A 24,501-nucleotide genomic window follows, 5' to 3' on the forward strand; every position below is an offset into this window, starting at 1 on the left:
TAAAACTATAAATTATTTTTAAGGGATAAAAGGGAAATAGTAGGAACGGAGAGTTTTTATAAATATAAGTTAACTATGGAGGCAACATATTTGATAGGCGTGGATATAGGAACCAGCAGCACGAAGGTAATAGCAGTACAGCAGGACGGGAAAGTGATAGCCCATCACCAACAGGATTACCCCACCCGGCAGCCTCAACCCGGTTATAGTGAACAGGACCCCGAAGAAATTCTGAAGACGGTAAAAAGTGGGATCCGAAGTGTTGCCGGATTGCTGAAACAAGATCCTGCCGCCATCTCATTCAGCTGTGCCATGCATAGTGTAATGGCTGTGGATAAAGATCACCAGGCATTAACTCCACTTATTATCTGGGCTGATAACCGCAGCCAGCAGATAGCAGACAGAATCCATGCCTCTTCCGAAGGGGTTATGTTATATCAGCAAACGGGCGTACCGGTTCACCCGATGTCGCCATTGTGCAAAATCATCTGGTGGAAGGAGCAGGCACCGGAAATCTTTACGGCAGCAGCGCGGTTCATCGGGATCAAAGAATACATTTTTTTCCATTTCTTCGAGCGATATATCACAGACCATTCAATAGCATCTGCGACCGGCTTATTCAATATTCATCAGCTGGAATGGAATACATTATCACTGGAACTAGCAGGAATCACTCCGGCACAATTACCGGAAGCAGTGCCCTGCACAAGAATTATTACAGGATTAGCCACGGCGGTAGCCGCAGAAATGGGCATACCGGATACTACAACATTCATTGCGGGAGGCAGCGACGGTTGCCTGGCACAACTGGGTAGCCATGCATTGGATGCCGGTCATGCCACCTTAACGATAGGCACAAGTGGAGCTGTGCGCATGGCTGTGAGCAAGCCAGTGACCGATGTGCAGGGCAGACTGTTCACCTATGTGTTAACACCAGGGCATTTCATCACGGGAGGAGCTTCTAATAATGGAGGAGTATTAGTGCAATGGTTTCTTGAAGCATTTGTACAGGCCGTGGCGGAAAAGAAGATGCAGGTAGATAATGCGTTACAACAGGCATTAGCCATAGCGCCGGGGACAGAGGGATTATTGTGTTTGCCATATTTGCATGGAGAGCGGGCCCCAGTTTGGGATGGGCATACTAAAGGAGCATTTATTGGTGTATTACCACAACATAATGCCTGGCATTTTATGAGAGCTTTGTTGGAAGGAATGGGTTATGGGTTGCTGAGCATTACAGAAGCACTGGAGGAAACCGCCGGAGCAATTAATAAGATTTCTGTAAGTGGTGGATTTACTGCTTCAGCCGGATGGGTGCAAATGCTGGCCGATTTGTTTCAGCGCCCAATGCATTTACAGCGGGAGGGAGATGCTTCTGCTATGGGAGCCATCCTGCTGGGATTCCAGGCACTGAACATCACACCAGGAATTGAAGCAGTACAGCCGGTGAAGGTATTTATACCAGATGCCTCCCATGCAGAAACTTATCGTGTAGCATATACGGTTTATAAAAAATTATATGGCGCATTAAAAGAGGTGTTCCGGGAGATATAAAAGGAGATATAACAAGGTCTTTTTCATTACCTCTCAATGATAGATAGAAATAGAAAATACGGTGCCTATATAAAGGGAGGGGAGTTGTTGATCATAAATATACCTTATCTGCTGTGATGAACAGGTGAAGTATAATTGAAAAACTAGCCTAAAATCTTATTCTAAAGTTTAATTAAGAAACTGAACAGGCAGATGCAGTATATTTATGATTAACAACAATCCGTTGTCATCATGACAAACAACAATCCGTCGTCGCAATTAATAATAAACAATAACCCATCCTCACTATTCATAATAAACAAAACTCCATCCTAAAATAAACTATCCGAACATCTTTGCAATATCAGACAGTTTAAAAGAGATATAGGTATACTTCCCACCTGGTGAAGAAGTTGGCATCGCACACGCAAACAACTCATCGATAATATTTTGCATCTCACGGGTACTCAGTGATTTCCCTGCAGGAATTGAATTATTGTGTGCCATAGAGCGCACAAGTTGTTCGCGGCGGTTCACTTTAAGGTCATTGCTAAAGTGTTTGAATTGCTCCAGCAATCCTTCTATGCTGGCCTGTTCGTTGCCGGTCTGTATATCTGCCGGTGTACCACGAACTACGAAAGTATTATTGCCAAAAGGTTCCAGATCGTAGCCCAACACCTGAAGGTCTGGCAGCATTTCAGAGATTAGTGCCGCATCTGCCGGCAGCAATGGTAATGTTTGCGGAAACAGGCTTTGCTGAACGGGTACGGGACTATCCAGCAATGCACGCTGGTATCTTTCATAAAGAATCCTTTCATGTGCCGACTGCTGATCTATCAGGATGAAGCCTGATTTTATCTGGGAAAGGATATATTGCAGATGTACCTGTACGGGTACTTTATGATCTATTGTAGTATCCTGCCAGCGTTCATCTATAACAGAAGCGGAAAAACGGCTTTCAAAACCGGCCCCAAAGGCAGAAGGCTGTTCCTCCCGTGTAGCCCGGATACCAGTATCCGGTGTAGACTTTCCTATATCGTAGAGATCCTTCCAGTGTTTAAGGTTGCTATTGTTATCAATAACATGGGCCTGATTAGCTTGTGTAAAGGTTTTATATAATGAACTGTTTGCGGATTGGGCCTGTTGTTGTTCTGTAAAAGGTTTGCTCACTGCATCCAGGTGCTGAATGCCGGGATCCAGTTCAAAGTCGAGAGTAGGCGTGATACTGAATTGTGCCAGTGCATGTTTTACCGCAGATTGTACAAAAGCATACATCAGTTTATCATCATCAAACTTTATTTCCTGTTTGGTAGGATGAACGTTGATATCAATATGTTCAGGATCAAGATCTATAAATAATACGTATAAAGGATAACTGTCTGCCGGGATCATTTCAGCAAAAGCGTTCATGATAGCATGGTTCAGGTAAGGGCTTTTGATAAAACGGTTGTTGACGAAAAAGAACTGATCCCCCCGGGTTTTCTTGGCCGTTTCCGGTTTACCAACGAAACCGTTTACATCCATATAGTCTGTGGTTTCCTTCACTGATACCAGCCGGGCATTATAATGCTGACCAAGAATTGCGATGATCCTTTGTTTCAGAGAGCCCTTTTCCAGATAGAACAGTTGCTGTGTATTATTGGTAAGGGTGAACTGAACCTGGGGGTAGGCCATTGACACCCGGATGAACTCATCCACTATATGGCGCATTTCTGCCGCGTTGCTTTTCAGGAAGTTACGACGGGCAGGCACATTAAAGAACAGGTTCTTCATGGCAATGCTGGTACCTTCTGCTGTTTGGCAGGGTTCCTGTTTTCTTATGGCGCTGTTATCTATTTCTATATAGGACCCGAGGTCAGTACCACGCAGGCGGGTTTTCAGTTCCACCTGTGATACAGCGGCTATGGAAGCCAGTGCTTCCCCACGGAAGCCCATGGTACGGATATGAAAAAGATCTTCAATGGTCTTTATTTTGGAAGTAGCATGTCTTTCAAAAGACATACGGGCATCAGTCTCACTCATTCCCTTTCCATTATCAATTACCTGCACCAGTTCTTTACCCGCATCTTTGATAATCAATTGTATTTCTGATGCACCTGCATCCACAGCATTTTCAAGCAGTTCTTTCACTGCCGATGCCGGCCGTTGGATCACTTCCCCTGCTGCTATCTGGTTGGCTATGTTGTCTGGTAATAGATTGATTATGTCCGCCACTATATTTTGTGCCTTTTGCTGTAAAGTTAGGAAAGTTTAATGGTTGATAAAGATGCTGTGAAAATGTTAAATAGAGTTGGAAGCCCTTACATATGAAACCGGGATACTATACAATTCGTAACTTTAAAAAGAGACGGAAAGGTAAAAACTAAACGGGATCGTTAATAATTGTTACTATGACGTGGAGAAATCTGATAATTTTGAGCTTAGCTATATTGGTCAGCAACTGTACATATTCACAGGAGGGAGCAAAAAATAAGACTATGGAACAAGGTAAAAGAAGTGAAGTTTACTCCCGGACAGACACCGGCAAAGTGAGCTTATCTAACGACAAATGGAAAGAGCAGTTATCGCCCGAGGTGTATAACATTGCCCGTAACAAGGGTACTGAGTATGCATTTTCAGGTAAATACTGGAATAGCAAGGAAAAAGGCACTTACTACTGTGCCGCATGTGGGAATCCTTTATTTGTTTCAGATGCCAAGTTTGAAAGCAGCTGTGGCTGGCCAAGTTTTTTTGAACCCATTACAAAGGGAAGTGTGATATATGCACCGGATAATGAACATGGCATGCAACGGACGGAAGTAATGTGCGGACGTTGTAAGGCACACCTGGGGCACGTATTTGACGATGGTCCGCCACCTACAGGGTTACGTTATTGCATTAATTCTGTGATCCTGGACTTTGACAAGGCACAGAATGCAGATAAACATTATAAGGAGAAACACTAAGAGGGAAAATAATCAGGAAAGACGAATTGCAGAGAGTAATATCCCGGTAATTTGTCTTTCCTCATTTATGAAAGGTAGGCTTGCAATTCGTTTACATAGGAAGTCGGCTCAAACTCAATAATCTCATAAAGCGCCAGCTGATATTTATCCAGCGGATCTTCACTCATAATTTGTTCTACTTCTTTCCGGCTGGAGGCTTTGCATAGAATTACTCCTCCTGATTTTGGCTTTCTGCGTCCCGCAAGAATGAATTGTCCACTTTTATAGAACTTGTCAAGAAAGGCTCTGTGCTGATCCATATAATGTTCTATGGCAGCCACGGGACGGATATATTGTAACATGATTAAGTACATAGTAGCGCTTCAATAATAGGATTTAGAATCATAACCAGACCTCGATTTTTACAAAGGTATAAAACTATTGCAGCTTTAAATTTTTTAATAAATCATTAGAAATTAGGCTATTGCCCTTATTCTGATAGTATATTAACAAATTGTGATGGCTACACGTAATATATGCAGGAAAAGACTAATTTAATCAATGAGATCTCTATTGTACTAACGAAAAACAAACTATTTTAGCGTATAATATTTCATTATTAATTCTGATACCTTATTATGAGAAAAAACATTTCCAAAGTTTTGTTAACCGCTGTAACAGCAGCGGTCGTATTCTCTGCATGTTCCAAGTTGCCGGAACAAAGCAAATATATCCCCAAAACGGCAGGTGTAGTACTGAGTATTAACAGTAAACAGATCAGTAAAAAGCTGGTTACCAATGGTATTACCATGGATAAAATGTTTGCTGCCGTACAGGATAAAGACACCTCCAACCCTGCAATGAAAGCATGGAAAGATGCTGAAAACTCAGGAATAGACCTGCAGGGGAACTTCTTTGTATCTGTTGTTTTTAACAGCAGCGAGCAATCATATGTAAGTATGACCGGCGGATTAAAGGATGCTGGCAAGTTTGAGGAATATCTGAAAAAGAACATCCCGAACTTTTCACTGAAAAAGAAAAACGATTTCCAATATGTATGGCAGGAAGACCAGAAAGCCGTGATCGGATGGAATAAGGAAACGGTAATCTATGTACGTGGCGTAGATACTAAGGATCTGAAAAACAAAGGTATGATGCCTTCCGATAATCCCGATTCTGATTCTGAAGAGGCCGCAGTAGCAGATTCTGCCGTTGCTCAGCCAGCAGCCCTGGTAACATCTGATGCCAGCTCTCTGGAAGATACATGGGTAGCGGAAGTAGATCACCTGTTCCATCTGAAAAAAGATGAAACCGCTGGTACTATCGACGCTTTCAAAGATCTGCTGAAAGATAATGCGGATCTGAGTGTATACGTGAATCCGGAACCTATTTATACTGCACAGGGTTCCTCTATCTCATCAATGATCCCGGCGAATCTGAAGAATCTGATCGCGGGTAATTTTTACACCGGTTCCATAAACTTCGAGAAAGGAAAAGTAGTAGTAGAAGGTTCTTCTTATATAGGTAAAGACCTGGCAGCTATTTACAAAAAATACGATTCACAGGATGCTGACCTGGAAATGCTGGAGAAATATCCTTCAGATAACATTACCGGTTTCCTTGTATACGGTTTTGATTTCCGTATTATCGGCGACATCGTGAAAAGCACAGGTCTGGATGGTATTGCCAATATGGGCCTGCATAGTTCAGGACTTACACTGGATGATATCCTGAATGCCTTTAAAGGCCAGATGGTATTCGCCGCTTCCGATTTCTCAGTTTCTAAGAAACCTAATCCTTACTTCCCGGAAGATAGCATCACCAAATCAGATGCTAAATGGATCTTTGCGATGAAAGTAGGAGATAAGGCTGCTTTTGATAAAGTGATGACTTCTCCAATGTTGAAGAATATGTTCACCAAACAAGGCGACCATTACGTAATGCAGGAAGGTATGCCGGGTATGCCTGCAGTATCTATTACCGACAAACTTGTAGTGACTGCTTCTGACAACGCCTTCCTGGAACAATACCAGGCTGGTAAAGGGAAAGCCGGCGGACTGGATAACAGCTTCATAAGCAAAATAAAAGGAAATCCTTTAGGCGGTTATGTGAACATCGAAAAGATCGTAAACAATATTCCGGATGAAGAAATTCCGGCAGATAGTAAGGAACTGGCCGGCCAGGTTAAGAACCTGTTAAAGGATGCTACTATACTCACAAATAAGTTTGATGGTAAGATCCAGCATTCAGAAATGGTGCTGAACTTTAAGAACGAAAATGAGAATAGCCTGGTACAATTAGTAAACCTGGGTACAAGTGCTGCGAAGTATTATAAGGAGCATAAGGAAAAAGAGCATCAGGGATGGGAAGGTGCAGCAGTACCTGATACCGCTGCTGTTCCTGTACAATAATAATTACACACTTTTAATAGAGCCCGGCTTCGTAAGAAGCCGGGTTTTTTATACATTACAGCCATGCAGATACAGTTAGAGAACCTGGTACCGATCCCCCTAAAGGATAAAGTATTGCAGCGATCGTCAGACATCTGGAACAAGGAGGTCTCCTTTACACCCGGTAGCTTTGTAAAGATAAAAGCACCTTCCGGTACCGGTAAAACCACGCTGATACATTACCTGTATCATATCAGGTATGATTATACGGGCAAGGTGCTGATAAACGGAAAGTTGTGGCAGTCGTACAATAAAGAATTAATTGCTACCATGCGGCAGCAACAGGTAAGTGTGATCTTCCAGGATTTGCGCATTTTTGAACAACTCACTGCTGAAGAGAACATTGAATTGAAAAGGGTGATGATCCCTCAGCCATATTGTACCACAGAAAAGATCAGGGAAATGGCAGCCCGCCTCAATGTAACACATGTGCTGGCACAAAGCGGCAAAACCCTCTCTTATGGAGAGCGGCAGCGTATAGCTATTCTCCGGGCGCTGTCACAGCCATTTCAGTGGCTGATTATGGACGAACCCTTCAGTCACCTGGATGATGAGAATGCACAGCGAGCTGCAGACCTGATCGCAGAAGAATGCCGTACCCGTGGGGCCGGATTTATTTTAACAGACCTGGATCATGATAGCAGGTTTGCGTATGACACACACTATAATTTATGATGCGACCTTTTTTCGGCTTAATCAAGAAGATCATACAAACCGGCATTGGCAGAACCCGCCTGATAATGGCTACCGTGGGATTTGGGATTGCCATGTTGTTAATGTTACTGGCTATACAGGTTCATACGGATTCAAACCAGTTATTGTATAGCAGGAAGAACCAGAATGAAACTGCCGATTTCCTGCTGATCAATAAACAGATTACTAATGCCATGATGGGCGAATCCGCTAAAAGTGAGTTTACCCCTGAAGAGATAGCCGATATACAAAAACAACCTTTCGTAGAAGCGTTTGGTTTTATCACCTCCAACAAGTTTAAGGTAACAGCTGCAGCTCCCGGCGATCTGCATTTTTATACAGACATGTTCTTTGAATCTGTGCCAGACGCATTTATTGATGTAAAAAATGAAGACTGGAAATGGAACACCGGCGATAATACAATCCCCATCATCTTACCCAATGATTTCCTGAACCTCTATAATTTTGGATTTGCGTTAAGCCAGGGACTACCACAAATTTCGCAGGAAACAGTGAAAGCACTGCCTATGAAGATTACCATTTCCAAAGGTCTGGATGTACAGGAGTTTTCCGGTCGTATTGTTGGTTTCTCCGACCGTATTTCTTCTATCCTTGTACCAGGGAATTTTATGGAATGGGCCAATCATAAATTTGGTGATGGTACTGTTACAGCACCTTCCCGGGTAATCATCAAAACAAAAGATCCTTCCAATCCGGTATTGGTAAAATACCTGAATGATAAAGGCTATACCACAAACCAGGATAAGATTAAACATAGTATGACTATCCTGATCGTTCAAACGATCGTATCTGTTATCGGATTCTTTGGTGTGATATTATTCCTGTTTGCACTGTTAGTGTTCAGTATGTTCATACAGTTGGTAGTAGTAAGCTGCAAGCGGGAAATTCAGTTGCTGGTAACGCTGGGAACAGCGCCCCGTCAGTTGCGTCGTTATCTGATGTGGCAATTTATTCCGTTGTATGTAATAACGGGTATCGTTGCTTTACTGATATTAGCCGGATTGCAGTGGTGGGCCTCCAATGTACTGGCCGCAAATAAAATGTTTATAGATCCTATGTTGTCTCTTGTAACGTTTGGCGCGGCGGTGCTGGTATTATTACTGGTGTACCTGGTGAACCAGCTGAATGTGCGGAAATATGTAGGAGAGGTGAGTTAGTTTTTAATACTTATTAAATATTGAAGGATGTTTGTACATGTTGTTAATTTTTATCTGAAAGCCGGGCTTTCAGAAGCTGATATCAAGAAATTTGAAGACGGCGTTAATTCTCTGAGCAGTATTGAATCGCTGGTGTTATTTAATGTTGGTAAACCCGCATCTACCGATCGCCCGGTTATTGACAGAAGTTACAGCTATTGCGAGCTGACGGTTTTCAATGATGAAGAAGGACATAATATTTATCAGAAAGCACCTGTGCACCTGGCTTTTGTAGAAAACTGCAAACATCTGTGGGAAAAGGTAGTGATCTTTGATTCGGAAACTATTTAAGCATAAAAAAAGCCGGCGTAATGCCGGCCTTTTTTTGCTAATTATTTTCTGTAGTCAATGCATACACTGCAAAAGATGCCAGCCAGTGTTCCCCGGCGTAGTCGCCACTTGCCACATGAGGAATTGCAGCTTCCAGGTGTTCATTCGCCATTTGCAGAATAGCTTGTTTATTTTCAGTACTATGTCTGGCAATACCGTACAGGCACCATGCGCGACTCAGATTAAGTCCGTTAAGGTGAACCAGTTTCCCATCGGTATAATCTTTTACCAGAGCTACTTTGAAGATGTGGGTGTCTTTCTTAAACAGGTCTGGTAAAAATGCTTTTACCCACACCTGGTATTCCTGTTTTGGAAGAATGCGCCACATGAGATCTGCTTCTTCAAGACAGGGAGAAAGGAAATCATATCCACCGGGTTCCCAGGATGCCGGACAGTCTTTGTCTGCCGCATAAAACCGGGTAGCCGCCTGCCGGATGGCTGTTTGTAAGGCCGTATCCTTTACTGTTTCTGCATAGTCCCATGCCAGGCGGAGGCCAAAGGCAAGGTTAGTATGTTCTCCCACGCGGATAGGGTACATCAGTCTACTGAGGAAATCTATATATGCTCTTGAGAATTGAGTAGCCAGTGGTTGCACATTAGCTGCCAGTTCTTTACCCAGAGGATCATTCCATGTGAGCAGTTCACGTTGCAATTGCAGAAGCCAGCTCCATCCGTAAATACGTTCAAATCCTTTATTTTCTCTGTTGCTGAATAACTGTTGTTCCTCCTGGATATGCGCTGCCGTCAGGTTCTGGGACAGTTTGGTTCTGATTTCCTGATTTTGAGGTAAGGCAGAGAATGATTTCAGGAGGCGTACCAGCATCCAGTGTCCATGTACGCTGCTATGCCAGTCGAAACAACCATAAAATGCCGGGTGATAGTTCCTGGGATTTGTTACCAGGGAGGAATCCGAAAATACCACCCCTGTTTTATAAGGGAACTCCTGTTGCATACACCTCAGTGGCAGCTGGGCAAGATGAGCCGCACCAGCTACTGTTAGTTCCAGGTTGCCGGTATTATTGTGCGTATAAAGTGGCTGTTGAGCAAATGCAGAAGGCATAAGAGAACAGATTAGCAGGGATAATGGAACGATTATTTTCACAGATTATCTGTTAAAAAGTAATTTCAGATAGAAGGATGGTTTGGCCAGTTTTTTCCTCAGATCTACTTCATAAAACATACAGGATAATAATTCCTGCAGTTGTTTATTACGGCTACTCACTTTCATGAGGGTATTAAACAGCCATGGGAAGTTAACTAATTTTTGCAGCCGGTGACTTAATTTCAATTCCGGACCCATAATGCGGTATACTTCTGAATCGTAGTGGGCCAGTTTTGCCGCAGAGAAATCATTGGCTTTCAGCGCTTCCGCAGCCTCTAATGCGGCTATACGGCCACTATACAACCCATTGCCGATACCTTCACCAGTGAAAGGATCGATGAGATAGGCAGCATCACCTACCAGCATATAACGTTCGCCGGAAATAACCCGCTTTTTACTACCCAGTGGTAATCCGTATCCTTCAATGCTGCTGGTAAGTTCTGCATTTTTGAAACGCTCCTTGAAAACAGGGTCGTTCTCAATGATTTCCAGCATTGATTTTTTCAGATTCATTTTCTTTTTACGTACAGCTTCGCTCAGTACACCCACGCCCACATTTGCCTCTCCGTTTGGCAGCGGGAAGATCCAGAAATATCCTGGTAACAGGCTTTTCAGGAAGTGCAGTTCTATAAAATTGTCCGGGTTATTGCCACTCACATTTTTGTAATAGGCACGGATGCCTGCCACATAATGTTTGGGTTCCATGGTGATATTGGCCACTTCCTTTGTGAAAGAGGAGTGAGCACCATTGGCAATGATGAGCAGTTGTGCTTTCACCTGGAAGCTGCCTTTATTGCCGGTAACAATATATCCATCTTTAGTGAGTTCGTAGCTCTCTATGGTAACGCTTTCGTGCAGTTTAATTTCCGGACGGCGTTTTACTTCATCTACCAGGAAATTGTCAAAGTCCATACGTTTGCACACATAGCCAATTGGAGTTTCCTTATGACTGGTTTCCTTGCTGTTATAATCCGGGCGGTAACCCACATCCAGACTATGACGGGCAGGAGATACAAACGTAACACCCCAGCTGTTTACCTTGAAATCGGCTTGTTTCAGACGGGTTGCAATAGCCGGGTCTATACGATTGAGGGCCGTGATCACTTTTCCGCTTAATCCATCGCCACAAACTTTGTCGCGCGGAAATACTGCTTTATCAACAATAATGCACTCAATATTTAACTGGGCCAGTTGAAGAGCGGCTGCAGTTCCGGCAGGCCCTGCTCCAACAATACATACTTTGGTTTCTAACATCCTATAATGCGATTAAAGCGTTAAGATAAAGAAAAGTGGAATATCTTCGCGGCTTTAAATCAATACACCATGTTTGGAGATCTTTTTGGCAAGCTGCAGGAAGCGCAGGAAAAAATGAAAGACAGCAAGGTTCGCCTGGCACAGATTACTGTAGACGGTGAAGCCGGCGATGGGGCTGTTAAAGTAACGGTAACCGGAAATCGTGAAGTGAAAAGCATTGATATTGCTGAACGGTTACTTGAAAAAGATAACAAAGAAGAGCTGGAAGATCTTATGATCACAGCGTTGAACCGTGCCTTGAAAAATGCTGAAAATGCCTGGGAAGCTGAAATGAAAGGCGTTGCCGGTGGTATGATGGGCGGTCTTGGCGGACTGTTTTAACACCTGCAATAATCTGGCACTGCGGCTATACATGAGGGAGGCTGTGTTATTTTTATATGAATAACGCCAACCTAGCTCAGCTGGCAGAGCAGCAGTTTCGTAAATTGCAGGTCGAGGGTTCGAGCCCCTTGGTTGGCTCATTATTAAGCATTTGTAACATCGTTATGAATGCTTTTTTTATGTTCCTGAGCGGCGGCATACACATTATAATAATTGGTATTATCTTTAAGCATGCGATATCTATTTCCCTTTATTGCCAGCGCCTGTTTGTTTGCATGTACTCCTTCCTCAAAGAAGACTACTACTTCCATTCACTTAACAGCCGATAATCTATACAATAAGGATACTGTTTTGCTGGTAGTCCATGAAACTACTGGTAAAAACAATGACGCCGACAAGCTGTTCCTGAATGCGATAGACAGTTACAGGAATAAGAAAAACCCCGCAGGTAGTATTAAATTATTTAAGCAATCTATTGTACTGAAGCCACAGGCTAAATCATATTATGAGTTGGGAAACGCCCTCTTTGATATGAAAAAGCTGAAGGAAGCTATGCAGGCATATGTTATAGCGGAACTACTGGATTATAAGCCATTGCATAAAGTATTGTATAATATGGCTTGTGTGTATTCTATTGCAGGGGATGCGACTTCTGCAAGATACTGCCTCATTTCTGCCATAGAATTTGGGTACAGCAATGTGAAAAATATTTATGCAGATGAAGATCTGGCTTATCTGCGTTCAAAGGGAGATTTTAATAATTATGTAAATGCTGCACTAAGCGGTGCAACTGACCCGGAGAAATTACAGTGGAATCTTTTCTGGCATGAGTTCAAACCACTAGAGTTTCCATTAGTACTGGATATGAAATATGGAGCTAATCTTGGTGAGGATTATATTTCATATGACTATGAACGTTTTGTTCCTGAAATGAGGGATGGTCAGTTTTCCCGCGAAGTAGGCAGTGAATATTATCATGTAGGTCTCGTAAAAAACAGTGATAGTGTAAAAACGTTGATCTATGCGATAAGGGAAGTAATGATGAGTGAAATGGCACCTCCTGCCTATTACATTGTGAGTTTTGACAAGCAGGGTAAACTGATTGATAAATTACTGATTGCTGGCCAGTTAAAACTGGATGAACCATTTAAAGTAGCTACTCTGGCGGAGAACGGAACTATACAGGTAGGACTGTTTAAGCAGGTATATGAGAAAGATCCGGAGAGCGCAGGATATGATGATAATAAACTGCTGGAATCAAAAGAACTGGATAAAGAAAACTATACTATTTCGTCAGATGGTCATTTCGTTAAGCAGCAGGCTTTGCTGAGTATGAACGACTAATCTTTTGGAAGCCCCATTTTATAATGGCTTCCGCAATCAGCAGGTTTAATGTCCAGCTAAGCCAGGAGATAAGGATGTACTTTGTTACCGGATGAAGAGGGAGATGAAATGTACCGATCAGAAAAGCATAGAATCGCAGGCTGATAGCAGATAATGTGAGGGCATAACTGCGAACCATCATGGCTGCATGTTTCTGCCAGTTGCGCTGAAGGGCATACCGCCATCCCATAAAAGTACTGGCTATCCAGAGCATTGCAAGGATCACAAAACTGATCCGGGCAGGTATGCCACCATTAGCATAAAAGCCCATGATAAGGCCACTGGGCCCACTGAACAATAACACCACCAATACATAAATCTTCCCGGACATGCGATGCAGTCCGGGATATTTTTTTAAGAGATACCAGCTGAATTGCAGGAGTCCTGTGAGTAGTACAATTATGCTGACAAATACATGCGTATAAAAGCTGACCCGCCAGTGCCGGATATGATATACCAGTTGCTTGGTCATGAGGAAATCCACATGCCGGTCAAAGGAAGTGTAGGGCAGGCTTAATAAAAGCATAAGCCAGGAGGCATATAGTATTAAACCTGCCAGTAAAAAAAGAACGATCCGTTTAATCATATTAGAATGCCATCCTGAATTCAAATCCCTCACCTTGAATATTACTCATCACCTGTTTACCTTCATAATCTTCATAAATGATTTCAAAAACGCTGCTTGGCTTACTGATATGTTCATTTTTCTGCCAGTTTATCATAATATTTGAAGCCTTTCTTTCCCATGTACCTCTTACTGTATTCATTTGCTGTGCAAAAGCGGAGTCAGAAATCTTGTCGTAATAATTAAATATGCAGCTGCCGTCGCTGTTAAATTTTATATCTGCATGATCTGCCTGATAGGTAATATCAGCCATGAAATCTGCATCATCATAGCTCTGGACTTTTTCCCTGCTAAGAGTAAACTTCTTTTCTTTTAATGAAGAAGGCGTATTTAACGGATTCCACTGACCTTTTGCGGTAGCATAATCTGCATCAAATAAGAGTTTGAATTTACCGTCAAAAGCATGATCTCCTGGTTCATTTAGTAATAATTCCCAGCCATCTCCTGCTTGCTGTATGGTACCGCTCAGGTTACGACGCAGTCCTTTGTGCACATTGTAGCCTGCAATATGTTTACCGCTTATATAGTTGATAGTGATATAAATAGGACTTCCGCCAAAATCACCTTTATAGGTACCCTGTATCGATACTGTTTGGGGAACTACGACGGTAGTAGAATCTGTTGTTGCAGGAGTTTGAGTATTGCCTGAAGAAGAACATTCACTGAATAGGAAGATGCAGAAACATGCGCCGATAATATATTTCACAGGATAAAAATTTTCGTAAAATAATAAAATATTCTGTAGAATGTTTATTGACAGTTTGCCGATCCCCAAGGGTAAAATAGTACTATTACAAGTCCTGGAATAAAGCATAAACAGGAAATAAAGAGGAATTAAACAGGGTAGGAAAAGGCTCATCCTTCGTTCATCCTACGTTTTTAAACGAAGGATGAACGAAGGATGAGCGAATCTCTACCGGGTTTCTATTGGATCTGACTCCTTTTTACACTGATAATCAGCATTTAATATAGTGAAAAAATAAGGCGAAGACACAGAATGTATCTTCGCCCTTGTAATATTATTTTAACAGTATTGTTTGAGTTCAATGTCAACTATAAGCAGCTATCTACTTTGAATTCAACGCCTGCCATAACAGATCTTTCAGATCTGGCAGCCCCTGTTGAGTAACGGAAGAAATGAACACATGAGGTACATGTGGAGGTAATTCTTCCGCAATAGCAACTTTCAGTTCTTCATCCAGCATATCACTTTTACTAATAGCCAGCACAAACTTTTTATCCAGCAGTTCTGAATTATACTGTTCCAGTTCGTTTAACAGGATATCGAAATCTTTACGGTGATCCTGGCTGTCGGCCGGTATAAGGAACAACAATACAGGATTGCGTTCTATATGTCGCAGGAAACGGTGTCCCAGGCCTTTACCTTCATGGGCACCTTCAATAATCCCCGGCAGATCCGCTATACAGAAAGAGCGGTCGTTACGGTAAGCCACCATACCCAGGTTAGGAGTAAGTGTGGTAAAAGCGTAGTCAGCAATTTTAGGTTTGGCAGCAGTAATGGTAGACAGCAGGGTAGATTTACCGGCATTTGGGAAGCCTACCAGACCTACGTCGGCCAGCATTTTCAGTTCAAGTGCTTTCCAGCCTTCACGTCCCGGCATCCCTGGTTGTGCATATTCAGGAGCCTGGTTGGTTGCCGACTTAAAGTAATTGTTACCGCGGCCACCTTGTCCGCCTGGTACCCATATTACTTCCTGTCCGTCATGAAGGATCTCAACTTCCATTTCCCCGGTTTCTTCATCAAAGGCCTGAGTGCCCAGGGGAACTTCAATGATTACATCGGCTCCGTTGTGACCGGTACTGTTATTATCCCGGCCATTTGCACCATCCTCAGCCACTACATTTTTATACCAGCGCAGATGCAGCAATGTCCATAACTGGGAATTGCCCTTTAAAATGATATGTCCGCCACGACCTCCGTCACCACCATCCGGTCCCGCTTCAGGGTTGTATTTGGTACGCATAAAGTGCGCACTTCCGGCCCCGCCTTTACCAGATTTGGCAGATATCCTTATATAATCAACGAAATTACCTCTTTCCAATTTGTCTGTAATTTATGCGCCATTTTCAGCGCTTCGTATTAAACGTAAAAACGCAAAGATCGTTAAGTTCAGGCATTTTACTAAGTAAAATACATACTTACAATCTTTGCGTTTAAAATATATACGTTGCCTGTTATACTCTTTCTTCTATCAGACTATCGATTTCTTTACTTAAACGGTCAAATATTTCCTCAACAGACCCTTCTCCTTTAATCTTTTTAAACTTGCCATATTTGGCATAATGATCTGCAACAGGAGCCGTTTTGTTGTGATATTCCACAATACGTGCACGTATTACGTCTTCGTTGGCATCATCACTGCGTCCGGAAGTAGCACCTCTGTTAAGCAGGCGGGCTATCAACTGATCTTCAGGTACTTCCAGTGCCAATACATTGGAAATAGCCGTTTTTTTCAGTGTCAGGAGTTTATCCAACGCTTCTGCCTGGGCATTAGTACGCGGAAAACCATCAAATATAAATCCCCTTGCTTCCGGGTTTGCATCGAGTTTAGAACTGATCATACCGATCACAACCTCATCCGGAACCAGAAGTCCCTGATCGATTACTTTTTTAGCTTCCATGCCCAGGGGCGTTTTCTCCGCTATTTCACTGCGTAGTAAATCTCCGGTAGAGAGGTGGATAAGGCCGTATTTATCAATAAGATTAGCACTTTGTGTGCCCTTACCGCTGCCGGGAGGGCCAAATAAAATGATATTGACCATGTTTTTATTAAATCTTTAGCAAGACCACAAATATAACAAACAATTGAATGTATAGGTAACTAAAATTACTATTGCTTGAATAATGTGAAATATTTAAGAAATTTGATAGATATCATTCAATGATATGCTGTAATTAGTGGATTATTTTTAAGCGCCTTTCAATAGATCCATAGGTACAGATATGTGAAGAATGTTATGAACTTTTAGTAAATATAGGTATTTACACTGCCAGATTATATCAACCGGAAAAGTGTAAAGAGTAGTATTTTTCATATGAGTATCTCGTACAAAAAATAATTAATTCGTAAGTTTAGCCAATGATTATGAAGCAATTACTGATTCTAGGGTTCGCCGGATTATTCCTGGCGGGCAGTGCTCCGGGAACATCGACCAGGATAAATCCCAGTAATCCGGACAAGGCAGGACCTGATAAACCACGTCATGAAAACAAAATACCGGTACTTAGAAGAGAAAGCCCGGAAGATCATTGGGTGGATAGTGTTTTTGAATCGCTGAATGCAGATGAACGCATCGCTCAGCTGATTATGATCAGAGCCCATTCCAATCTGGGTATAGATCACGTAAATAAAATAGTAAATGATATAAAGGATAATAAAGTAGGTGGACTGATCTTTTTCCAGGGAGGCCCGGTAAGGCAAGCTCTGCTTACCAATTATTACCAGTCCATTTCCAAAACTCCGCTCATGATAGCAATAGACGGCGAATGGGGACTGGGAATGCGCCTGGACAGTGTAATTGCCCTGCCCCGTAACCTGATGTTGGGAGCGGTAAAAGACAGCACACTGGCATATGACTATGGTAGAATCCTGGGGCAACAATGCCGTAGACTGGGAATTCACATGGACTATGCTCCGGACATGGATGTGAACAACAATCCTAACAACCCTGTTATCAACGACCGCTCTTTCGGGCAGGATAAATATCAGGTGGCAAGACTGGGCATACAAACAATTAAAGGTATGCAGGATCAAGGCGTAATGGCTTGTGCCAAACACTTTCCCGGTCATGGAGATACTGATGTAGACTCTCATCTGGACCTCCCAACCATCCGCAAATCAAGGGCACAGCTGGATTCTCTGGAACTTTACCCTTTCAGAGAGGCCATTGCGGCGGGTGTAGGCGGAATCATGATAGCTCATCTGTATATTCCCGCTATTGATAGTACACCTAATACTCCTACTTCCATTTCCTATAAAGCAGTAACAGGATTGCTGAAACAGGAGTTGGGATATAAGGGTATCATTATTACAGATGCTCTGGAAATGAAAGGCATCGCAAAATTCTATACCAACGGAGAGGAAGCCGCACAATCACTGCTGGCCGGCAATGATATGATGATGCTGCCTTCTACGGCAGAAGGAAGCGTAGATGCAATCAAACGCGCTATCAGAAAAGACCTGATTTCCTGGGATGAAGTGAACCTGCGGGTGAAAAAAGTGCTGCACGCTAAATACCAGATGGGCTTATATAAACCACAGGTAATAGATCTCAACAATCTCACCAGTGATCTGAATGCCGCTTCCGATTCTTTAACAAGAAGGATTTCTGAAAACGCGCTGACCTTACTGAAGAATGATAATCACCTGATCCCCTTCAATCAGCATACACCTGGTAAAGTGGCTGTAATAGCAGTGGGGGCGGATGTGAATAATGCATTTGTACAAACGATAAAAGCAATACGGCCGGATGTAACCAGTTATATCTTCACTTCCCGGCAAGATGTGAACCAGGTGGGGCAGGTAGTGGAACGCCTTAAACATGATTACCAGGCGGTAATCATAGGATTGCATAATTATGGCCGCCGTCCGGCCAACAGTTTTGGTCTCAGCACGGCAGAAAGGCTGCTGATCCAGCAGTTGCAACTGGAAATGCCTTCTGTTACAGTGGTATTTGGGAATCCATATGCTATTCAGTATTTCTGTGAGGCACCTACTATCATTGCTGCTTATGAAGATGATGATAATACACAACGGGCTGCTGCCAGACAGCTGTTCGGACAGTTACAACCTAAAGGAAAACTGCCGGTTACAGTATGTTCTAATTTCCCTTACGGAACAGGAATCGTTCCTGAGCCATTGCCCAAGCTAGCTGCGCCGCTGGAATTATCACATGTGAAACCGGAATCTGTTGGGATGAACAGTCAAACCTTACAACATCTTGATGTACTGGCGAATGAAATGATCAAAAAGAAAGCTGCCCCCGGCTGTCAGATAGTGGTAATGAAAGATGGAAAGATTGTATATGATAAAAACTTCGGGGCTTATGACTATAGTAAAAGGGAGGCTGTTACTTCTCAATCCATTTATGATCTGGCCTCAGTAACAAAAGTATGTGCCACCACTATGTCGGTAATGCGGTTGTACGATGAGGGTAAATTGAAACTGGATGCCACACTTGGAGATTATTTGCCCTGGGTAGTGGGTAGTAATAAAGCCGGCTTGCGGATCCGGGATATATTATTGCATCAGGCCGGCCTGGTTCCTTTTATTCCATTCTATAAAGAAACGCTTATGGATAAGGGTGTCCCCGATACCGCTCTTTACCATAGCTACGCAGATTCTTTATATTCTGTAAGGGTAGCAGAACATTTGTATCTGAAGAGCACATATACTGATACGCTGTTCCGCCGGATTGTTGAAAGTCCGCTGAAGCCTTCACCGGGTTATGTATACAGTGACAATGATTTTATCCTGCTGGGAGAAATTGTGGAACAGATCACAGGTAAGAAGTTGAACCATTATGTGAGGGAAACATTTTACGAACCATTGGGAATGACCACCACCGGTTTTAAACCAAGAGAACGGTTCTCCCTCTCACAACTGGCACCTACAGAAAATGAGCGCACTTTCAGGAGGCAATGGATTCGTGGAGATGTACATGATCCGGGAGCTGCCATGTTTGGTGGTGTAGCAGGTCATGCCGGATTGTTTTCAAATGCAGAAGATCTTGCAATATTAATGCAGATGTTACTCAATGGGGGAACGTATAACGGAAAGCAGTATATCAAATCTGAAACGTTGCAGTTGTTCACCAGCTATAATAGTAATGTAAGTCGTCGCGGGCTGGGATTCGACAAACCTGAAAAAGATAATAGTAAGGAAGAAGTTAAGGGTAAAAAGAAAAAGGGTAAAAGTAAAAAGAGTAAGAGTGAAGATGCATACCCATGTAAGAGTGCATCGCCATTAACGTATGGTCATACCGGATTTACAGGAACCTGTATCTGGGTGGATCCTCAATCTAAGCTGGTATTCATTTTCCTGAGTAACAGGGTATGTCCTGACGGGGATAATCCTAAGTTAGGTACGATGCATGTGCGGCAGAATATGATGGAAACGCTGTATGAAGCGATGGAGAATGGCAAATAGGGAAGGTAATTAGTCAATAGTGCCAGATGAAGTATGCCGTAAGGCCATTCATCTGGCACTATTTTTTTAATAATATCTGATTACTGTATGGATATTTTCTGTTGATCCAGTAGTATAACGGATACTGTTCTCTTGATGTAGTTCCTATGGTATAATTACCATATTACTGTACTGATACTGTTCTGTTGATGCTTGTTTCTGTCCGGATATCTACTGTTTTTTCTGCCACTCTGGTCTTTCCTTTTCTGATCTCAAAAGTATAATTACCGTCTTCCAGTCCCTGGAGGTTGAATTTAGCCTTATAAAGAAGGGTAACCGGCAGGGTTTCCTGGTGAAGAACCACATTGTTTGCATCTTTTATGCTGAGGATCACTTTCTCTGATCCAGGATTTTCAACAGTTACACGGAATACCAGGTCGTCATGGATCTGGGAAACTTCCAGTTTGAAAGAAGTTGTTGTAACAGGCATTTCATCATTGTTATTATTATTGACAATGCTTGTTTTGTTAAACGCGTAAATGTTATTCTGGGCGTTAACGGATGAGAGGTTAAGCAGAATAGCTGCTAATACCAGTATGTGTTTCATACAAAGTTTTTTTTGATGATGATTTCAATTAGGGTTCGTATTAGCTAATACAATGGTTCCTTATTTCGCCGCAAAGATCTATGCACCAGGTTAACTGAATATTACCGGCACGTTAAGAAAGGATTAATTGACATTCCCTACCTTTGTTGGCGTTTATGGAAAAATCAACATTACAACAGCAACGGCCCGTAGCTATATGGCTTTATACAGGAGTGGGGATGATCATTATTCAGGTATTACTGGGTGGCATCACCCGGCTTACCGGTTCTGGTTTATCTATTACAGAATGGCAACCCCTGCTGGGAGCATTGCCTCCCATGAACCAGCAGGCCTGGCAAACGGCTTTTGACCATTATAAAGAGATAGGACAGTCGAAGTATGTAAATAGTCATTTCACCCTTTCCGATTTCAAGGCTATTTATTTTTGGGAATGGTTGCACCGCGACTGGGCAAGGCTGATGGGTGTTGTATTTGCCGTACCATTTGTCTGGTTCCTGATTAAGAAAAAGATTGACCGTACTATGGTAAAACCGATGATCATCCTGTTTCTTCTTGGAGGATTACAGGGTGCAATTGGCTGGATCATGGTGAAGAGTGGGCTGAACGTAGACAATCTTTATGTAAATCATATCCGGCTTGCTATTCACTTTATCTCAGCCCTTATCTTAGGCTGTTATGTTTTGTGGTTTGCTTTAAAACTGAGTACTCCCGATAAAGAAATATTACCTGTAAAAAGATTAGCCAGCCTGAATATCTGGTTGCTGGTATTACTTACCCTGCAACTGATCTATGGCGCTTTTATGGCTGGATTGCATGCCGCCCTTGCTGCCAGTACCTGGCCGGATATCAATGGAATGTGGTTTCCCGCCAGTATGTTCACGCAGGGCAGTTTCCCGTCGGATATTACCCATAACGAGATCACTATACAATTTATTCACCGTGGCCTGGCTTATCTGATTGCCATTTTTGTTACCATCTGGTGGTGGAAGGCCGCTGAAACTCCGGAAGATAGCCTGTTACACCGCATCCGCTACATCCCTTTACTGTTGGTTCTGTTACAGGTAATGCTGGGTGTACTGACGTTGTTGGGCAGCCAGGTGAAAATTCCGTTGTCACTCGCAATTTTACATCAGTTTACCGGCATGATGCTGCTACTGGCACTCTTATGGACATTATTCCTTAGCAGGGGCAAGGAAATAAGCGCATAGGGCATATTAAACTTTTTCGTAAGTTTAATTGTAATTGCGATACAGATGAAAGTGAAATTTCTGCCGGTAAAAATCTATTATTCTTTTCCGATACAACTGTTATTGCTGCATTTTCGCAAGTACCAGATATTGGTCGTTTTCTGGGCAGTACTTTTTAGTACTGTCAACGGAAATTTTGCTAAAGTGTTTGGAGGGGATGCGCTCTTTCTGGCACCGGAGTACCTGGGTAAAGTAAATTTTTACAGCACTACTATCCTGGGGCTGGCCACCGGTCTGTTTGCCATGAGCTGGAATATTACCACTTTCATCCTGCATACCGGCCGCTTCAAATTCCTGGCAACAACTTCCCAGCCGTTCTTTAAATATTGCTTGAATAACTCCATTTTTCCATTGGCCTTCATCATCAACCTGCTGTTTCGCGGATGGGAATATCAACGTTATCAACAGTTGAGCACCGTACCGGAAATATTACTACTGAGTGAAGGGTTTATATGTGGATACCTGTTTGTCATCTTCTTTTCCTTCTTTTATTTCTTTAACGCAGATAAGAATATAGGCCGCAGGCTCGGTAAACAGTTTGGGAATACGCGCAACTTTGTACGCACAGTATTTAAGCCCACACAGGATAAAGATGAGAACGCCCTGCCAGTGCATAATTATTTTAATTCGCCCTGGAAACTGAGGCGGGCGCGTAATGTAGATCACTATAACAAACGCTACCTGGATAGTATCCTGAAACAGCATCACTTTGCAGCCATGATCACAGTAGGCTGTGCGTTGGTGTTCCTTGTTTTCCTTTCATATATGATGGACTTTTCCGTTTTCAGGATTCCTGCAGGAGCAAGCGTAATGATCTTTTTTGCCTTCCTGATAGGAGTGGCAGGAGCATATGCTTATATGCTGCAAAGCTGGGCTATACCTGTGTTACTGTTAATGACAATTGGCCTTAACTGGATGGTAGAACATAACCTGGTAGATAATCGTAATAAAGGATACGGGCTTAATTACCATGAACGGGATGCCCGGCCTCAATATAGTGTATCAGCTCTGCAGCAGTTCTTTACGGAAGCCCGGGCCAGAAACGATAAGGAACAAACACTACAGATCCTTGAAAACTGGAAGGCAAAGTTCCCCGAGGGTGAAAAGCCAAAACTGATTGTAGTCAATTTCAGCGGTGGAGGCCTTCGTGCCGCTACCTGGAGTATGAATGTACTGCAACGGCTGGACACCCTGATGAAAGGGGAACTGATGGACCATACTTTTCTTATGACGGGCGCATCCGGAGGAATGATTGGCGCATCTTACTTCCGCGCACTTTATCTGGAAAAACAACAGGGCATGCTGATTAATCTGCATGATAGTGTTTATACAGAACGGATAGCCAGGGATTTACTGAACTCAGTATTCACTTCCATGGCGGTGAACGATTTTATTACACCTTTCCGGAGTTTCCGCATTGGCAATGACGTTTATGCCAAAGACAGGGGATATACATTTGAAATGCAATTGAATGCCAACACGGATAATGTGCTGGATAAAACACTAAAATACTATCAGGACCCAGAGCTGAAAGCGCAGATCCCAATGTTAATATGGAGTGCTACTATCAATGCAGATGGTCGAAAACTCCTTATCTCTCCTCAACCGGTAAGTTATTTATGTTCACCTGAGTATAGTCCATCCATGCCTGGATTCCAGGATGTGGACGGGGTGGATTTCGGGCAATATTTTGCCAGACAGGGAGCTATGAACATGAAGGTTACCAGCGCCATCCGGATGTGTGCTACTTTCCCTTATGTGCTGCCAAACGTTTTCCTGCCCAGCAACCCTATTGTAGATGTTATGGATGCAGGTATCCGGGATAACTTCGGACAGGAAACCTCTATGCGTTTCCTGCATATTTTCCGGGAATGGATAAATGAGAATACCAGCGGAGTCATCTTTTTACAGATCAGGGATACCCGTAAAAATGATATCAAAGGCATTCAGCAATCTATGGAATTGAGCGATATGGCATTTGACCCGTTATTTACCATGCAACAACACTGGAGTGCCATGCAGGATTTTGTACAGGACGCTGAACTGAATTACCTGGAAGGTTATTTCCCTGGAAAATTCCATCGCGTCATTTTTCAGTATGTACCACAGAAAGAAGATAGAGCCGCCGCACTGAGCCTGCATCTAACTTCCCGCGAGAAGATTGACATTGCAGGGGCTTTAGATAATCCGGCCAACCGGACAGCATTTGATAGTGTGATGCATTTAATTAACTATCAGAAAGTTAATAAATAATAGAATAAGAGGCTAAAAGTAGTGTAGAGCTGCTGTTAGAGTGTGATTGTGAATGATCAATAAATACACCTTATCTGCCGTGATGATCAGGTGAAGTATAATCGGGAATAAATCTAAAATCTTATTCTAAAGCCAGATTAAAAAACTGAACAGGCAGATGTAGTGTATTTATGATCATTCACAATCAAGGGTTTCCAACCATCCTCAAACACCAAAAATAAAAGCTGAACCGGGCGGAACTGGTAGAGAAACCACTTCTGTAATTAATTTATAATCAGCATTTTAAGCTATAAAAGACAACCTTAACAGATTGATCACAATTATTTAAGATCTTATCCCCCTTTTTTCCACAT

The 24,501-nt window shown here is 42.7% G+C and carries 20 protein-coding genes and 1 tRNA gene; 12 read left to right on the forward strand and 9 right to left on the reverse strand.

Features of this window, described 5'->3' with window-relative positions; genetic code table 11:
• Nucleotides 1-75 precede the first annotated feature (75 nt).
• Nucleotides 76-1,554 (forward strand): gluconokinase, encoded by a 1,479-nt coding sequence (locus BM176_RS25795; RefSeq protein ID WP_090107237.1) that lies wholly within the window; start codon nt 76-78, stop codon nt 1,552-1,554.
• A 321-nt stretch (nt 1,555-1,875) separates the two neighbouring features.
• On the opposite strand, the gene mutL is transcribed toward BM176_RS25795, so the two are convergent.
• A complete protein-coding gene (gene mutL, locus BM176_RS25800) occupies nt 1,876-3,747 on the reverse strand; it encodes a DNA mismatch repair endonuclease MutL (RefSeq protein ID WP_090107238.1) in 1,872 nt (623 codons plus the stop codon).
• 263 nt (nt 3,748-4,010) lie between these two features.
• Here mutL and msrB point away from each other — a divergent pair, with 263 nt between their 5' ends.
• The gene (gene msrB, locus BM176_RS25805) at nt 4,011-4,478 is read left to right on the forward strand and encodes a peptide-methionine (R)-S-oxide reductase MsrB (protein ID WP_090107421.1); all 468 of its coding nucleotides are present in this window, start codon (nt 4,011-4,013) and stop codon (nt 4,476-4,478) included.
• 65 nt (nt 4,479-4,543) lie between these two features.
• Here the strand turns inward: msrB and BM176_RS25810 are convergent, their stop codons facing one another.
• Nucleotides 4,544-4,819 carry a YciI family protein gene (locus BM176_RS25810; protein ID WP_255373588.1) on the reverse strand — a complete coding sequence of 92 codons (276 nt, stop codon included), beginning with the start codon at nt 4,817-4,819 and terminating at the stop codon, nt 4,544-4,546.
• A gap of 276 nt (nt 4,820-5,095) precedes the next feature.
• On the opposite strand from BM176_RS25810, the gene BM176_RS25815 reads away from it, so the two are divergent.
• The 4 genes from BM176_RS25815 to BM176_RS25830 all read left to right on the forward strand — a co-directional run bounded on the left by BM176_RS25815 (nt 5,096) and on the right by BM176_RS25830 (nt 9,108).
• Nucleotides 5,096-6,868 carry a DUF4836 family protein gene (locus BM176_RS25815; protein ID WP_090107240.1) on the forward strand — a complete coding sequence of 591 codons (1,773 nt, stop codon included), beginning with the start codon at nt 5,096-5,098 and terminating at the stop codon, nt 6,866-6,868.
• Nucleotides 6,869-6,931: 63 nt separating this feature from the next.
• Nucleotides 6,932-7,582 (forward strand): ATP-binding cassette domain-containing protein, encoded by a 651-nt coding sequence (locus tag BM176_RS25820; protein ID WP_090107241.1) that lies wholly within the window; start codon nt 6,932-6,934, stop codon nt 7,580-7,582.
• Nucleotides 7,579-8,778: an ABC transporter permease gene (locus BM176_RS25825; protein ID WP_090107242.1), complete on the forward strand. Its 1,200-nt coding sequence runs from the start codon at nt 7,579-7,581 to the stop codon at nt 8,776-8,778. The genes BM176_RS25820 and BM176_RS25825 overlap by 4 nt, the downstream gene beginning before the upstream one ends.
• Before the next feature lie 27 nt (nt 8,779-8,805).
• On the forward strand, nt 8,806-9,108 hold the full coding sequence (locus BM176_RS25830; protein WP_090107243.1) for a Dabb family protein: 303 nt from the start codon (nt 8,806-8,808) through the stop codon (nt 9,106-9,108).
• Between the two features lie 37 nt (nt 9,109-9,145).
• Here the strand turns inward: BM176_RS25830 and BM176_RS25835 are convergent, their stop codons facing one another.
• Together BM176_RS25835 and BM176_RS25840 are read right to left on the reverse strand one after the other, a co-directional pair.
• Nucleotides 9,146-10,249, reverse strand: coding sequence for a DUF2891 domain-containing protein (locus BM176_RS25835; protein ID WP_255373589.1), 1,104 nt, complete (start codon nt 10,247-10,249; stop codon nt 9,146-9,148).
• A 3-nt stretch (nt 10,250-10,252) separates the two neighbouring features.
• A complete protein-coding gene (locus BM176_RS25840) occupies nt 10,253-11,503 on the reverse strand; it encodes a geranylgeranyl reductase family protein (protein ID WP_090107245.1) in 1,251 nt (416 codons plus the stop codon).
• A 69-nt stretch (nt 11,504-11,572) separates the two neighbouring features.
• Between BM176_RS25840 and BM176_RS25845 the strand changes: the two genes are divergently transcribed.
• The 3 genes from BM176_RS25845 to BM176_RS25855 all read left to right on the forward strand — a co-directional run bounded on the left by BM176_RS25845 (nt 11,573) and on the right by BM176_RS25855 (nt 13,228).
• Nucleotides 11,573-11,884 carry a YbaB/EbfC family nucleoid-associated protein gene (locus tag BM176_RS25845; RefSeq protein ID WP_090107246.1) on the forward strand — a complete coding sequence of 104 codons (312 nt, stop codon included), beginning with the start codon at nt 11,573-11,575 and terminating at the stop codon, nt 11,882-11,884.
• A 65-nt stretch (nt 11,885-11,949) separates the two neighbouring features.
• A tRNA-Thr gene (locus BM176_RS25850) sits at nt 11,950-12,022 on the forward strand.
• Between the two features lie 93 nt (nt 12,023-12,115).
• A complete protein-coding gene (locus BM176_RS25855) occupies nt 12,116-13,228 on the forward strand; it encodes a TPR end-of-group domain-containing protein (RefSeq protein WP_143097932.1) in 1,113 nt (370 codons plus the stop codon).
• On the opposite strand, the gene BM176_RS25860 is transcribed toward BM176_RS25855, so the two are convergent.
• From BM176_RS25860 to BM176_RS25875, 4 genes are all read right to left on the reverse strand, one after another.
• Complete coding sequence (locus BM176_RS25860) at nt 13,194-13,853, reverse strand: DUF2306 domain-containing protein (RefSeq protein WP_090107248.1); 660 nt, start codon at nt 13,851-13,853, stop codon at nt 13,194-13,196. The two genes, BM176_RS25855 and BM176_RS25860, sit on opposite strands and share 35 nt — an antisense overlap.
• 1 nt (nt 13,854) lies before the next feature.
• Nucleotides 13,855-14,598: a hypothetical protein gene (locus BM176_RS25865; RefSeq protein ID WP_143097933.1), complete on the reverse strand. Its 744-nt coding sequence runs from the start codon at nt 14,596-14,598 to the stop codon at nt 13,855-13,857.
• Between the two features lie 361 nt (nt 14,599-14,959).
• Nucleotides 14,960-15,955: a GTPase ObgE gene (obgE, locus tag BM176_RS25870; RefSeq protein WP_090107250.1), complete on the reverse strand. Its 996-nt coding sequence runs from the start codon at nt 15,953-15,955 to the stop codon at nt 14,960-14,962.
• 133 nt (nt 15,956-16,088) lie between these two features.
• Nucleotides 16,089-16,676, reverse strand: coding sequence for an adenylate kinase (locus tag BM176_RS25875; protein ID WP_090107251.1), 588 nt, complete (start codon nt 16,674-16,676; stop codon nt 16,089-16,091).
• 323 nt (nt 16,677-16,999) lie between these two features.
• Here BM176_RS25875 and BM176_RS25880 point away from each other — a divergent pair, with 323 nt between their 5' ends.
• Nucleotides 17,000-20,062, forward strand: a complete 3,063-nt coding sequence (locus BM176_RS25880; RefSeq protein ID WP_255373590.1) for a glycoside hydrolase family 3 N-terminal domain-containing protein — start codon at nt 17,000-17,002, stop codon at nt 20,060-20,062.
• A 163-nt stretch (nt 20,063-20,225) separates the two neighbouring features.
• On the opposite strand, the gene BM176_RS25885 is transcribed toward BM176_RS25880, so the two are convergent.
• A complete protein-coding gene (locus tag BM176_RS25885; protein ID WP_090107252.1) occupies nt 20,226-20,648 on the reverse strand; it encodes a hypothetical protein in 423 nt (140 codons plus the stop codon).
• 155 nt (nt 20,649-20,803) lie between these two features.
• Between BM176_RS25885 and BM176_RS25890 the strand changes: the two genes are divergently transcribed.
• Together BM176_RS25890 and BM176_RS25895 are read left to right on the forward strand one after the other, a co-directional pair.
• Complete coding sequence (locus BM176_RS25890; RefSeq protein ID WP_090107253.1) at nt 20,804-21,856, forward strand: COX15/CtaA family protein; 1,053 nt, start codon at nt 20,804-20,806, stop codon at nt 21,854-21,856.
• A gap of 45 nt (nt 21,857-21,901) precedes the next feature.
• Entirely contained in the window at nt 21,902-24,148 is a 2,247-nt protein-coding gene (locus BM176_RS25895; RefSeq protein ID WP_090107254.1) for a patatin-like phospholipase family protein, read from the forward strand.
• The last annotated feature ends 353 nt before the right edge of the window (nt 24,149-24,501 follow it).

The sequence above is a fragment of the Chitinophaga sp. CF118 genome, assembly GCF_900112615.1.
Classification (GTDB): Bacteria; Bacteroidota; Bacteroidia; order Chitinophagales; family Chitinophagaceae; genus Chitinophaga.

Bases quoted from the DNA above. Each gene is read 5' to 3' on its own strand.
- BM176_RS25795 (WP_090107237.1), top strand. From the start codon at position 76: ATGGAGGCAACATATTTGATAGGCGTGGATATAGGAACCAGCAGCACG.
- msrB (WP_090107421.1), top strand. From the start codon at position 4,011: ATGGAACAAGGTAAAAGAAGTGAAGTTTACTCCCGGACAGACACCGGC.
- BM176_RS25810 (WP_255373588.1), bottom strand. From the start codon at position 4,819: ATGTTACAATATATCCGTCCCGTGGCTGCCATAGAACATTATATGGAT.
- BM176_RS25815 (WP_090107240.1), top strand. From the start codon at position 5,096: ATGAGAAAAAACATTTCCAAAGTTTTGTTAACCGCTGTAACAGCAGCG.
- BM176_RS25820 (WP_090107241.1), top strand. From the start codon at position 6,932: ATGCAGATACAGTTAGAGAACCTGGTACCGATCCCCCTAAAGGATAAA.
- BM176_RS25825 (WP_090107242.1), top strand. From the start codon at position 7,579: ATGATGCGACCTTTTTTCGGCTTAATCAAGAAGATCATACAAACCGGC.
- BM176_RS25830 (WP_090107243.1), top strand. From the start codon at position 8,806: ATGTTTGTACATGTTGTTAATTTTTATCTGAAAGCCGGGCTTTCAGAA.
- BM176_RS25840 (WP_090107245.1), bottom strand. From the start codon at position 11,503: ATGTTAGAAACCAAAGTATGTATTGTTGGAGCAGGGCCTGCCGGAACT.
- BM176_RS25845 (WP_090107246.1), top strand. From the start codon at position 11,573: ATGTTTGGAGATCTTTTTGGCAAGCTGCAGGAAGCGCAGGAAAAAATG.
- BM176_RS25855 (WP_143097932.1), top strand. From the start codon at position 12,116: ATGCGATATCTATTTCCCTTTATTGCCAGCGCCTGTTTGTTTGCATGT.
- BM176_RS25860 (WP_090107248.1), bottom strand. From the start codon at position 13,853: ATGATTAAACGGATCGTTCTTTTTTTACTGGCAGGTTTAATACTATAT.
- BM176_RS25875 (WP_090107251.1), bottom strand. From the start codon at position 16,676: ATGGTCAATATCATTTTATTTGGCCCTCCCGGCAGCGGTAAGGGCACA.
- BM176_RS25880 (WP_255373590.1), top strand. From the start codon at position 17,000: ATGAAGCAATTACTGATTCTAGGGTTCGCCGGATTATTCCTGGCGGGC.
- BM176_RS25885 (WP_090107252.1), bottom strand. From the start codon at position 20,648: ATGAAACACATACTGGTATTAGCAGCTATTCTGCTTAACCTCTCATCC.
- BM176_RS25890 (WP_090107253.1), top strand. From the start codon at position 20,804: ATGGAAAAATCAACATTACAACAGCAACGGCCCGTAGCTATATGGCTT.
- BM176_RS25895 (WP_090107254.1), top strand. From the start codon at position 21,902: ATGAAAGTGAAATTTCTGCCGGTAAAAATCTATTATTCTTTTCCGATA.